Below are 12504 nucleotides of genomic sequence, written 5' to 3'. Positions count from 1 at the left end.
AGAAGAAATGCGAGCACCCCTGACCCTGAAAGGCGCGCAACGCCTGCGCGCCGAGCTGGAAGAACTGAAGTCGGTCAAGCGGCCGGCGGTGATCAATGCCATCGCCGAGGCGCGCGCGCACGGCGACCTCAAGGAAAATGCCGAGTACCACGCGGCCCGCGAGCAGCAGGGTTTCATCGAAGGTCGCATCAAGCAGCTGGAAGCCGAACTGTCGCATGCGCAGGTCATCGACATTTCCACGCTCAACGCCGGTTCGCGCGTGGTGTTCGGCGCGACCGTCGACCTGGCCGACGCGGAAACCGACGAGCAGAAGACGTATCAGATCGTTGGCGACCTGGAAGCCGACATCAAGCAGGGACTGATAGCGATTTCCTCTCCCGTGGCGCGTGCGCTGATCGGCAAGCACGAAGGCGACACGGTCACCATCGAAGCCCCCGGCGGCACCCGCGAGTACGACATCATCGGCGTCACCTATCAGGGCTGACGTCGCGATGCCTTCGGCGATGCTGCTGCTACCGGCCCGCGAACGTTTCGGTGGGCAGCGCCTCACCGCGGGCGTCGCGAAGGCCATGGGGCGTGCCGATCGTGAAACGGGCAGTGGCGGGCAGAGCACGCGCGTCTTCGACATCCTTCCACGCGGATGGCCGGTTGCCGCGGTGACACGTCAGCGCGACGCCGGTGATGCTGCATTGTCGGCGTGGCTGCGCGCCGATCCGGCGTATGTGCGCCCGGACATCAATGGCGCGCGGCTGCTTGCCTATGGCGACGCGCTCGCATTGACGCAGGAAGAAGCCGCCGAGCTGCTGCGCCCGCTGCGGCCGTTGTTCGGCGACACCGGCTTCACCCTGGATGCGCCCACGCCCTCCCGCTGGTATCTGCGACTTCCGCGCGAGGCGCGCCTTCCTGCGTTCAACAGTCCCGATGAAGCCTTGGGCGCGGATCTATTCGAGCATCTGCCCGAAGGCCCGGAAGGCAGGCGCTGGCGTTCGCTGCTCAGCGAAGCGCAGGTCACCCTGCACAACCATCCCATCAATGAACGTCGTGCAGCAGCGGGCAAGACGCCGGTAAATTCCCTGTGGTTCTGGGGCGCAAGCACGCTGCCGGACCATGTTGCTACTTCGTATACCGCGATCTTCAGCGACGACGAAGCTATCCGTGCGTTTGCGGCCGCAGCGAAGGCCGCTGCGATGCCGCTGCCCGCACGTTATGGCACGGCCGGGGGCGAGCGCCTGTTCGACCTGCGACACGTGCGTGATCTCGCGCAGTTGCAGGCGCAGTGGATCGAACCCGTGCTGGCCGATCTGCGCGACGGACAGGTAGCACGTGTGACGCTCGATTTCGCCGATGGCGCCCGCTTCGTGATCCGAGCCGGACAGCGTTGGCGCTTCTGGCGCCGGCCGCTGCATTCGATCGCCGCATGAAGTCGATGCCGCGCTTGGTGCGCAGGGCCAGCGTCGAGTTGAGCGGGTGGCCGGAAGGCTTCCCGAACCTGCTCGCCAGGCTCTATGCGGCGCGAGGCGCAACCGACTTCGACCAGGCGCAGCCACGCCTCGCCAACCTGTTGCCGCCGGACCTGATGGGTGGCATGGAAGCGGCGGTGCACCTGCTCGCGGATGCCATGGCCGCCAGCAGCCACATCGTCGTTGTCGGTGACTTCGACTGCGATGGCGCGACCGCCTGTGCCGTCGGCGTGCGTGGATTGCGCATGCTCGGCGCCGGACGCGTGTCGTACGCGGTGCCGAACCGCATGGTTCATGGTTACGGCCTCTCGCCATCGCTGGTGGACGAACTGGCCGCGCTCGAACCCGATCTCCTGGTCACGGTCGACCACGGCATCGCCTGCCACGCAGGCATCACGGCGGCGAAGGCGCGCGGCTGGAAGGTGCTCGTCACCGACCACCATCTGCCCGGCGATACGCTGCCGCCCGCCGACGCGATCGTCGATCCGAATGCGCACGGCGATGCGTTTCCCAGCAAGGCACTCGCCGGCGTCGGCGTGATGTTCTACGTGCTGCTCGCGTTGCGTAAGCACCTGCGCGCACAGGGAAGCTTCAGCACCAGCGAACCGGATCTGTCGCAACTGCTCGATCTGGTCGCCGTCGGCACCGTCGCCGACCTCGTGCCGCTGGACGTGAACAATCGCGCGCTCGTAAGCGCGGGCCTTCGCCGGCTTCGCGAGGGCAGGGGCTGCCCGGGGCTGCGCGCGCTCATCGAAGTCTCGCAGCGCGATGCAGCGAGACTCAGCGCCACCGACATCGGTTACGCGATCGGTCCCCGCATCAATGCCGCAGGACGACTGGAAGACATGTCGCTGGGCATCGAATGCCTGGTGACCGACGACCCCGCGCAGGCGCGCGACATCGCTGCCACGCTGAACGAGATCAACGGCGAACGCCGCGCCGTCCAGCAGCAGATGACCGACGAAGCCGAGCGTGCGTTGCAGGCCGTTGCGCTGGATACGGCAGTCGGCAACGCGGCGGTGTGCTTCTACGACGCCGAATGGCATCCGGGCGTAGTCGGCCTGGTGGCCTCGAAGATGAAGGAGCGCCTGCATCGCCCGGTGATCGCCTTCGCGCCGGCCGAACCGGGCAGTGACCACCTGCGCGGCTCCGCCCGCTCGATTCCCGGCTTCCACATGCGCGATGCGCTGGCCGACGTCGCAGCCCGGCACCCGGGCCTGATCGAGCGCTTCGGCGGCCATGCGATGGCGGCGGGTCTGTCGCTGCCGCTGGCGGCCTTGCGCGACTTCAAGCAGGCATTCACCGACTGCGCCACGCGGTGGCTCACGCCCGAGTTATTGCAATCGGAAATCCCCAGCGACGGCGAACTCGCCGCCGACGAGTTCACCCGCCACCACGCGGAACTGCTGCGCGATGCCGGGCCATGGGGGCAGGGCTTCCCCGAGCCGCAATTCGATGGCGAATTCGAAGTGCTGGCGGCGCGCGTGGTCGGCGAGCGGCACCTCAAGCTCGAACTCGGCCATTCGGGCCGGCGTTTCAATGCGATCCATTTCGGCGGCTGGGAAGGGACGGCGCCATCGGGGAAGGTGCGCATCGCCTATCGGCTGGAAGCCGACGACTATCGCGGCGGCGACGCGGTGCAGCTGGTGGTGGTCCACCGCGAACCGGCTTGACGTCAGATCTTTTTCAGCACGCTGCCCCGGTGGGCGGCGACATGGTCGGTCCGGTCGCTGCGGATCTCGTACTGCGGGTCGTCGGAACTGGCACGATGGGTGTGCCCCTTGTAGTCGAAGTCGCGCGTGTGGACACGGATGATGCGGCCGCTGACGCGCCCGGCTTCGGAATTCCAGCTGACGTGATCACCGACCCTGAAGCGCTCCATGGTTGCTCCGGCGGCGGGAAGCGGTCTGCTCGGAGACGCACTCTGCACCGCAACCGGGGCAGTGATCGTGAAAATCACCCTCAGGCTGGCCGCATCGCAGCATGACGGCCCCACTGCTAGAATTCGCGGTCTTTCGCTCAACAGCCACCTGAAAATGATCGAGCTGAATCCCGTCCGCCAGCGCATCGCCGACCTTCGTGGCCGGCTGGATTCGCTTAGGGGGTATCTTTGACTACGACCGCAAGGTCGAGCGTCTTGAAGAAGTAAACCGGGAGCTGGAAAGCCCCGATATCTGGAACAAGCCCGAATACGCACAGACCCTCGGCCGCGAACGTTCGCAGCTGGAGAAGGTCGTGCACGGCATCCGCGATCTCACCGATGGTCTGGTCGGTGCAGGCGAGTTGCTGGACCTGGCGGAGATGGAAGACGACGACGGCACCGCGCTGGCGGTGATCGATGACGTCGAGCGCCATGCCACGGACGTCGAGAAGCTGGAATTCCAGCGGATGTTCTCCGGCAAGATGGATGCGGCGAATGCCTTCGTCGACATCCAGGCGGGCGCCGGCGGCACCGAAGCGCAGGACTGGGCGGAAATCCTGCTGCGCATGTACCTGCGCTGGTGCGAATCGCGCGGCTGGAAGACCGAACTGATGGAAGCCAGCGGAGGCGACGTCGCTGGCATCAAGTCGGCCACGCTGCGTGTCGAGGGCGATTTCGCCTATGGCTGGCTGAAGACGGAAACCGGGGTGCATCGCCTGGTGCGCAAGTCGCCGTTCGACTCCGACAATCGCCGCCACACCAGTTTCACCTCGGTGTTCGTCTCGCCCGAAGTCGATGACAACATCGACATCGAGATCAACCCCGCCGACCTGAGGACCGACGTATATCGCTCGTCGGGCGCGGGCGGCCAGCACGTCAACAAGACCGAGTCCGCCGTGCGCATCACCCACGTGCCGACCGGGATAGTCGTCGCGTGCCAGACCGGTCGCAGCCAGCACCAGAACCGCGACAACGCGATGAAGATGCTGGCGGCGAAGTTGTACGAACTGGAAATCCAGAAGCGCAATGCCGAACGCGATGCGGTCGAGGCAACCAAGTCGGACATCGGCTGGGGCAGCCAGATCCGCAACTACGTGCTGGACCAGAGCCGCATCAAGGACCTGCGCACGGGTATCGAGCGTAGCGATACGCAGAAGGTGCTGGATGGCGATCTCGACGAGTTCGTCGAGGCGAGCCTGAAGGCGGGTCTCGAAGCTGGATCGAAACGAAGCGACGCAGCTTGATCCACGCTCGTCATCCCTGCGAAAAGCAGGCATCTTTCACGGACGAATGCCCTGCTTTCGGTTGCCGGGATGGAATGACGAGCAGAACCACGGATTCCTGCTTTCGCAGGAATGACGAGCAACAACCAAAGCGAACCCATTCATGACCGACACGCCCGCCACCACGACGCCGACCGACGAGAACCACCTGATCGCCGAGCGTCGCGCCAAACTCGCGGCGCTGCGCGAGCAGGGCATTGCCTTCCCGAACGATTTCCGCCGCGCGGATTACGCCGGTGACCTGCAGTCGCAGTACGCCGACGCGGAGCAGTGGAATGCGGAAGCACTCGAAGCGAAGGCGCATCGTGTCGCGGTTGCCGGACGCATCCTGCTCAAGCGCGTGATGGGCAAGGCGAGCTTCGTGCAGATCCAGGATGAATCGGGCCGCATCCAGCTGTTTCTGCAAAGCAACGTGCTCGGTGATACGTACGAGGCTTTCAAGGGCTGGGATGCCGGCGACATCATCGCGGCCGAAGGCGTGCTCACGCGCACCAAGACCGGCGAGCTGTCGGTGAAGGCCGACCAGCTGCGGCTGCTGACCAAGTCACTGCGTCCTCTGCCCGACAAGTTCCACGGCCTTGCTGACGTGGAGCAGCGCTATCGCCAGCGCTATGTCGACCTCATCGTATCGCCGGAATCGCGCGAGGTCTTCGTCAAGCGTTCGAAGATCATCCGCGCGATCCGCGCATGGCTCGACGCGCGCCGCTTCCTCGAAGTCGAGACGCCGATGATGCATTACATCCCGGGCGGCGCTGCGGCCAAGCCATTCGTCACGCACCACAACGCACTGGACCTCCAGCTTTATCTCCGCGTCGCCCCGGAGTTGTACCTCAAGCGCCTCACGGTCGGTGGCCTCGAACGCGTATACGAGATCAACCGCAACTTCCGCAATGAAGGCGTATCGACGCGCCACAATCCTGAATTCACCATGCTCGAGCTGTACGAGGCCTATGCCACGTACAACGAAGTCATGGATCTCACCGAGAACCTGATCCGCGACGTCGCGCGTGAAGTGCTCGGCACGACAGTGATGGAATGGGACGGCGCGACGATCGATGTCGGCCCCGCGTTCCGCCGCTGGCGCCTGGAAGAAGCCGTGCGCGAGAAGAATCCCGAAATCACCATGGCGGACTGCCGCGATCGCGAAGCGCTTGCCCGGCACTGCGAGCGCCTGCGCATCCCGGTGAAGGCCGGTTATGGCTGGGGCAAGCTGCTGCTGGAGATCTTCGAGAAGACTGTCGAAGGCAAGCTCGAACAGCCAACCTTCATCACCCATTACCCGGTCGAGGTTTCGCCGCTTGCGCGCGAGAGCGACATGGAGAAGGGGATCACCGATCGCTTCGAGCTCTTCGTCAATGGCAAGGAACTGGCCAACGGCTTCTCCGAACTGAACGATCCCGAGGACCAGGCCGCGCGTTTCCAGGCGCAGGTCGAGGCGAAGGAGGGTGGGGACGACGAAGCGATGCACTACGACGCCGACTACATCCGCGCTCTCGAGGTCGGCCTGCCGCCCACCGGTGGCTTGGGCGTCGGCATCGATCGGCTGGTGATGCTGATGACCGGATCGGCTTCGATTCGTGATGTGCTGCTCTTTCCGTACATGCGCCCGGAAGCCTGAGCCGCTTCCTTCACGCGCGAGACAGGCGGTCAGGTACGTAATCCCGTAAGAAACCGGCCACGTGCGGGAAGCTGCACATCCGCCGCCAGCCCGCGTTATGCTCCCGGCAAAGCCAAGGACTGCGGCAAAAGCACAAGGGGGATGATTTCGTGGATGTCGTAATTGTCGATGACCAGACGTCGGCGCGAACCATGTTGCGCCACATCATCGAAGACATTGCTTCGGAGCTGCGCGTGCATGACTTCGGCGAGCCCGCCGCCGCGTTGAACTGGTGCGAGTCGAATCACCCGGACCTGTTGCTGCTCGATTACCGCATGCCCGGCATCGATGGATTGGAATTCGCACGCCGGTTCCGCCGCGCTCCCCTGCATCGCGACATTCCCATCATCCTCGTTACCGTGGTCGGTGACGAGCCCGTGCGGCAGGCCGCGCTGGATGCAGGCGTGATCGATTTCCTGGTGAAGCCGGTGCGTCCGCGCGAACTCCGCGCCCGTTGCCGCAACCTGTTGCAGCTGCGCCAGCAGTCCGAGAACGTGAAGCAGCGTGCGCTGTCGCTGGAACAGCGGCTGCTCGCGAGCATGCACGAGGTCGAGGAACGCGAACGCGAAACCTTGCATCGTCTCGCGCGCGCGATCGAATACCGCGATGTCGGTACCAGCGCATGGCTCGAGCGGATGTCGCACGTGGCTGGCCTGATCGCCGAGCAGCTCGGCATGTCCGAGGAAGAAGCGCGGCTGGTCGAAATGGCCGCGCCGCTGCACGACGTCGGCAAGATCGCGATCCCCGACGCCGTCCTGCTCAAGCCCGGCCCCCTGACCGAGGATGAACTTGCGGTCATGCGCCAGCATCCGCGCATCGGCCATGAATTGCTGACGGGCAGCCAGAACCGCTTCATCCAGATGGGTGCGGTGATCGCGCTGCGCCACCACGAACGCTACGACGGCAGCGGCTACCCGGACGGGCTGGTTGGCGAGGAAATCCCGCTCGAAGCGCGGATCGTCGCCGTCGCGGACGTTTTCGATGCGTTGATCTCCCCGCGTCCATACAAGCATGCGTGGGAAATCGACGCGGCCCTCGGATACCTGTATTCGCAGCGCGGCCGCCTGTTCGACCCGCGTTGCGTGGATGCGCTGATGCGCAGCCGCGAGCGGCTGGAAGACATCTGCAAACGGTATTCCCGTACTGCCAAGAGACCCGGCACGGCGTAAACGCGATGATCCCCGTCCTGCATTGGCTGAAGACGCGTCTGTCCGGACGGCCGGACACGGAGCATGCGCAGGACCTGGTGCGCATCGTCATCACTGCGCTGTTCATCACCTACCTCGGGTGGCGTTACCTCTTCCTGGACAGCGACGACACGCTCCTCCAGACGTGGCTGATTCTGGTCGGCGAGCTGACGGTTGCCGTTGGACTGCTGGCCGCGATCATCGTGCGTCCGGGCACATCGGCGGTGCGCCGCTGGATCGGGATGGCCACCGATTACACGGCGATGGGCTGGATCATGTGCATCCAGGGCGAGCCGGCATCGCCGCTGTATGCCATCTACCTGTGGGTCACGATCGGCAACGGCATGCGTTACGGGCACCGTTACCTGCGTGCCGCGACTGCGCTGGCGACCGTGTCGTTCTTCCTGGTCGTGATGATTTCACCGTACTGGGAAGCCAACCCCTATCTTTCCTGGGGCCTGTTGCTGGGCCTGGGCGCGGTACCGTTGTACTTCGATTCGCTGCTGCAGGCGTTGACGCGCGCGGTGGACGACGCGCGACGCGCGAACGAGGCCAAGAGCCGCTTCCTGGCCAACATGAGCCATGAATTCAGGACTCCGCTCAACGGCCTGGCGGGCATGTCGGAGGTACTGGCGACGACCCGGCTGGATTCCGAACAGCGCGAGTGCGTGAACACCATCCAGGCCTCGACGCGCAGCCTGCTGGCACTGGTCGAGGACGTGCTGGACATCTCCGCGATCGAAGCGGGCAAGCTCAAGCTCGATCTGATCGACTTCGGCTTGCGTGACGTGATCGCGAGCGTTGGCCTCATCCTGCAGCCGCAGGCCCGGGCCAAGCAGCTGGTTTACGAAGCGGACGTCGCCAGTGACGTGCCTGAAACAGTACTGGGCGATGCCAGCCACCTGCGTCAGGTGCTGCTCAACCTGGTCGGCAACGCGGTGAAGTTCACCGATCAGGGATCCGTGCGGTTGGAAGTCGTCAAGATCGCGAGCACGGCTGAACACGTGAACCTGCGTTTCACCGTAACGGATACCGGCATCGGCATCCCGGCTTCCGTGCGCCAGCGGTTGTTCGAGGCCTTCGAGCAGGCCGATGTCAGCCTCGCGCGCCGTTACGGCGGTACCGGTCTGGGTACCACGATCGCCAAGGGCCTGACCGAAGCGATGGGTGGCAGCATCGGTTTCGAAAGCACTGAACAACGCGGCACGCGGTTCTGGGTGGAGCTGCCGTTCGCGATCACGGCGAAGGACGCGCCTGCTGCGCCCAGCAATGGTGAGACGAGGGAAGCGGGTCAGGCGAAGAACATCATTGCCTTCGCTGATCCGTTCCTCCGCCACCGCGCGCGCGTGCGCAATCTGTCGATCCTGATTGCCGACGATCACGCCGCGAACCGCAACGTCCTCCAGCGATTGCTGGAGAAGGCCGGCCACCGCGTGACCAGCGTCGATGGCGGGGAGGCCGTTCTTGACGCGGTCGCTGCCGCTGACTACGACGCGATCATTGCCGACCTGCACATGCCGACGGTGAGCGGGCTCGACCTGCTGAAGCAGCTACGGGTAATGCAGGCGGGAAGCCCGATGCGGACCCCGGTGCTGATCCTCAGTGCAGACGTGACACCGGAGGCTATCCAGGCCTGTCAGCAGGCGGGAGCTCGTGCCTTCCTCTCCAAACCGGTGGCCGCCGCGCGCCTGCTGGATGCACTCGCGGAAATAGCCGCGAGCGGCCGCCTTGCGGCGCCTCTGATCTCTGTGCGCGAAGAGCCCCGGGTGCCCATCGACGGCATCTTTGACAGTTCCGTGCTGGACGAACTGGATGCACTCGGCATGGGTGAAGGATTCGAACGCGAATTCACCGCCCAATGCCTGCGTGATGCCGAAGGTTGTGTCCGTGACCTGGCCGAAGCAGGCGAGAGCAAGGAATGGGAACACTTGCGCGAGCAGGCCCATGCCCTGAAGGGCGTAGCCAGCAATATGGGATTGGTGAAATTGGCCGCGCATAGCGGCGAAATAATGCGGCTGCCCGATTGGCAGCTGGGTAACGAATGGCGCCGGCGCCGGGATGAAATCGGCGAGCTGTTGCAGCAGGGACGAATGATCCTGGAAGCCAGGCAACGCGAACGCAGGCAGCGCGACAGCGGGCGGGCGGACTAGCCGCCAGTCGCAGGCATCTCGCCGCCATCCAGGTGCAAGCCCGGCACGAGGCCGGGCCCGATTTCCCCTTAGGCCCGTATCAGGGCCGATCAGGCCGTTACCGCTCCGCTGCGACGCACCTGCGCCCGCACCAGCCGGTCCATGGTCCTGAGCGACTTCTCGCCGAGCTGCAGCGCGGTATCCACCCAGATCTCGGTGATCCGCATCATTTCTTCCAGCGTCACCGGTTGCGCCAGCGAGCGGACCTGATGCATCGCCGCACGTGCGTGCGGAATGCGACGGTTCGCGCGGATGACGTCTTCGACCGCCTGGATGCCTTGCCCCTGCGGAACCAGCACATCCACCAGTCCCATCCGGTGCATTTCCTCGCTGGTGTAGACGATGCCCTCGAGCATCAGCTTCTCGGCCTGATGCGGTGGAATGCGCTTGCACAGGAACGAGTACGCGCCCATGCCGGGGAACAGATCGAACAACACCTCCGGGAGGCCCATCAAGGCGCCTTCTTCGGCGACGATCGTGTGGCAGCTCAGCGCGGCCTCGAAACCGCCACCGAGGGCGTCGCCCTGGACGAGTGCGATGCTGTGCGCGCCAGCACCGAGCCCGGCGTGGAATGCGTGGACGCCACGAACGCACTGGCGGGCGTAGTTGAGCAGTCCCTGGCGATCGTTCGTGCGGATGAGGCGGCAGAACAGCTCCAGGTCGCCGCCAAGGTTGAATGCATCACCGTCCGAGGCGAGTACCACATGGGGCAGTGGCGAGTCGGCATCGGCCGAACGTGCCTTCAACCGGCTCGAGAGGTTGCGCTGGTAAGCCAGGATGTCGTTGACCAGCTGGGTCGAGAAACAAGCTCTTTGTCCCGGGACAGCGTCGGCATGCATATGGCACCAGTAGACGCTGCGCCCCGCATCTTCAATGACGCGCAGGGTGCGCCCGGTATCGGGACGGGGGAAAGGATGAACGGCTGACATTGCGAATCTCCGAAGGGTGCCGTCCGGCCGGTCGCATTGTTTGGACGGCAAGGGGGGTAGGTACTGCGTCCGACGGATGATTCTATGCGCCTAAAGCAAAGCGCCCGCAAGGGCTGGGCCATGCGGGCGCTTTCAAGGGGACTTCTTTGCGGGATCAGGCTTTCACGGGCGTGTCGCGCAGTTCGCGGCGCAGGATTTTTCCGACATTGGTTTTCGGAAGTTCGTTGCGGAACTCGACCAGCTTGGGTTGCTTGTAACCGGTGAGGTTTTCACGCGCGTGGGCCTTCACCTGCTCGGCGGTCAGCGACGGATCCTTCTTCACGATCACGACCTTAACGGCCTCGCCGGATTTCTCGTCCGGAACGCCGACCGCCGCGACTTCCAGCACGCCGGGCATCATCGCGATGACGTCTTCCACTTCGTTCGGATACACGTTGAAGCCGGAGACCAGGATCATGTCCTTCTTGCGATCGACGATATAGAAGTAGCCGCGCTCGTCCATCTTTGCCATGTCGCCGGTGTGCAGCCAACCGTCGGCGTCGATGACGTTCGCGGTTTCCTCCGGACGCTGCCAGTAGCCGCGCATGACCTGCGGACCCTTGATGCAGAGCTCGCCGACCTCGCCGACGGGAAGGGTGCGGCCGTCTTCGTCCTTGACGCAGGCATCCGTCGACGGGATCGGCAATCCGATCGCGCCGTTGTAATCCTTCAGGTCCATCGGATTTATGCACGCGGCCGGCGAGGTCTCGGTGAGGCCATAGGCTTCGATTAGCGTGACGCCCGTGATCTGCTTCCAGCGCTCGGCGACCGCACGTTGCACGGCCATGCCGCCGCCGAGGGTCAGGTGCAGTTTCGAGAAATCGACCTGGTCGAAGCCCGGCGTGTTGAGCAGTCCGTTGAACAGCGTGTTGACGCCGGTGATCGCGGTGAACGGTACCTTCTTCAGTTCCTTCACGAAGCCGGGCATGTCGCGCGGATTGGTGATCATGTAATTCAGTCCGCCGAATTTCATGAAGACCAGGCAATTCGCCGTCAATGCGAAGATGTGGTACAGCGGCAGCGCGGTGATGATGATTTCTTCGCCGAGCTTGACGTTCGTGCCGACCCACGCAGCGGCCTGTTGCATGTTCGCAACCAGGTTGCGGTGCGTGAGCATCGCGCCCTTCGACACACCCGTGGTGCCGCCGGTGTATTGCAGGAAAGCGATGTCGTCCTGCGAAATCTGCACTGCCGGCAACGTCTTGAGCTGTCCGATGACCAGTGCATTGCGGAAGCGCACGGCGCCCGGAATGTCGTAGTCCGGCACCATCTTCTTCACATGGCGAAGCACGAAGTTGACGATCGCGCCCTTCGGAAAGCCGATCATGTCGCCGAGGCCAGTCGTGACGACATGCTTGAGTGGCGTGTCGGCGAGCACTTCCTGCACGGTGTGGCCGAAGTTGTCGAGCACCACGAGCACGCTCGAACCGGAATCGGCCAGCTGGTGCTTCAGCTCACGCGCGGTGTACATCGGATTGACGTTGACCACGGTCAGCCCGGCGCGCAGCGTGCCGAAGATTGCAATCGGGTACTGCAGGCAGTTGGGCATCATGATGGCGACGCGGTCGCCCTTCTTGAGCCCCAGTTCGCCCAGCAGGTAAGCGGCGAACTGCTTGCTGAGGCGATCGACGTCGCCGTAAGTCAGGACCTTGCCGAGATTGGCGAATGCAGGACGATCGCGATATGTGTCGATGGCCTTCTCGAGCACCGAGACCACGGACGGAAATTCATTCAAATCGATTTCCGCGGGTACACCGGCCGGATATTCCGCCAGCCAAGGACGTTCGTTGTTCATCGCGATCCCCTCTTCAATCGGCGACTTCAAGATCGATGTCATGT

Annotated in this window: 11 protein-coding genes; 8 read left to right on the top strand and 3 right to left on the bottom strand. The window is 64.3% G+C overall.

What is annotated here, in order from left to right; genetic code table 11:
* Nucleotides 1–7 precede the first annotated feature (7 nt).
* The 3 genes from greA to recJ are packed head-to-tail and all read left to right on the top strand — an operon-like array spanning nt 8 to nt 3133.
* Nucleotides 8–484 (top strand): transcription elongation factor GreA, encoded by a 477-nt coding sequence (gene greA, locus ASD14_RS07820; RefSeq protein ID WP_056131310.1) that lies wholly within the window; start codon nt 8–10, stop codon nt 482–484.
* 7 nt (nt 485–491) lie between these two features.
* Complete coding sequence (locus ASD14_RS07815; protein ID WP_056131307.1) at nt 492–1421, top strand: hypothetical protein; 930 nt, start codon at nt 492–494, stop codon at nt 1419–1421.
* Nucleotides 1418–3133: a single-stranded-DNA-specific exonuclease RecJ gene (gene recJ, locus ASD14_RS07810; protein WP_056132315.1), complete on the top strand. Its 1716-nt coding sequence runs from the start codon at nt 1418–1420 to the stop codon at nt 3131–3133. The genes ASD14_RS07815 and recJ overlap by 4 nt, the downstream gene beginning before the upstream one ends.
* A 2-nt stretch (nt 3134–3135) precedes the next feature.
* Here the strand turns inward: recJ and ASD14_RS07805 are convergent, their stop codons facing one another.
* A complete protein-coding gene (locus ASD14_RS07805) occupies nt 3136–3342 on the bottom strand; it encodes a DUF2945 domain-containing protein (protein ID WP_056131303.1) in 207 nt (68 codons plus the stop codon).
* Between the two features lie 67 nt (nt 3343–3409).
* On the opposite strand from ASD14_RS07805, the gene ASD14_RS16320 reads away from it, so the two are divergent.
* From ASD14_RS16320 to ASD14_RS07780, 5 genes are all read left to right on the top strand, one after another.
* Nucleotides 3410–3574: a hypothetical protein gene (locus ASD14_RS16320; RefSeq protein ID WP_200947052.1), complete on the top strand. Its 165-nt coding sequence runs from the start codon at nt 3410–3412 to the stop codon at nt 3572–3574.
* Nucleotides 3497–4625 (top strand): peptide chain release factor 2 gene (gene prfB / locus ASD14_RS07795; RefSeq protein WP_157475231.1). Its coding sequence is split into 2 segments (ribosomal slippage): nt 3497–3571 and nt 3573–4625, totalling 1128 coding nucleotides; the frame shifts between segments, so codons are not numbered across the junction. Before ASD14_RS16320 ends, prfB begins: the two co-directional genes overlap by 78 nt.
* 142 nt (nt 4626–4767) lie before the next feature.
* A complete protein-coding gene (gene lysS / locus ASD14_RS07790) occupies nt 4768–6282 on the top strand; it encodes a lysine--tRNA ligase (protein ID WP_056131299.1) in 1515 nt (504 codons plus the stop codon).
* 119 nt (nt 6283–6401) lie between these two features.
* On the top strand, nt 6402–7490 hold the full coding sequence (locus ASD14_RS07785) for a two-component system response regulator (protein ID WP_255355020.1): 1089 nt from the start codon (nt 6402–6404) through the stop codon (nt 7488–7490).
* A gap of 5 nt (nt 7491–7495) precedes the next feature.
* Entirely contained in the window at nt 7496–9658 is a 2163-nt protein-coding gene (locus tag ASD14_RS07780) for an ATP-binding protein (RefSeq protein ID WP_056131293.1), read from the top strand.
* Nucleotides 9659–9747: 89 nt separating this feature from the next.
* Here ASD14_RS07780 and ASD14_RS07775 read toward each other — a convergent pair whose 3' ends face one another.
* Nucleotides 9748–10626 carry a crotonase/enoyl-CoA hydratase family protein gene (locus tag ASD14_RS07775; RefSeq protein ID WP_056131290.1) on the bottom strand — a complete coding sequence of 293 codons (879 nt, stop codon included), beginning with the start codon at nt 10624–10626 and terminating at the stop codon, nt 9748–9750.
* A gap of 154 nt (nt 10627–10780) precedes the next feature.
* The gene (locus ASD14_RS07770) at nt 10781–12460 is read right to left on the bottom strand and encodes a long-chain fatty acid--CoA ligase (protein ID WP_056132309.1); all 1680 of its coding nucleotides are present in this window, start codon (nt 12458–12460) and stop codon (nt 10781–10783) included.
* Nucleotides 12461–12504 lie beyond the last annotated feature (44 nt).

It is taken from the genome of Lysobacter sp. Root494 (genome assembly GCF_001427225.1).
Lineage (GTDB): Bacteria > Pseudomonadota > Gammaproteobacteria > Xanthomonadales > Xanthomonadaceae > Agrilutibacter.
The sequence above is the reverse complement of the archived record's forward strand: the minus strand, read 5'-3'. Positions and strand labels throughout refer to the sequence as shown.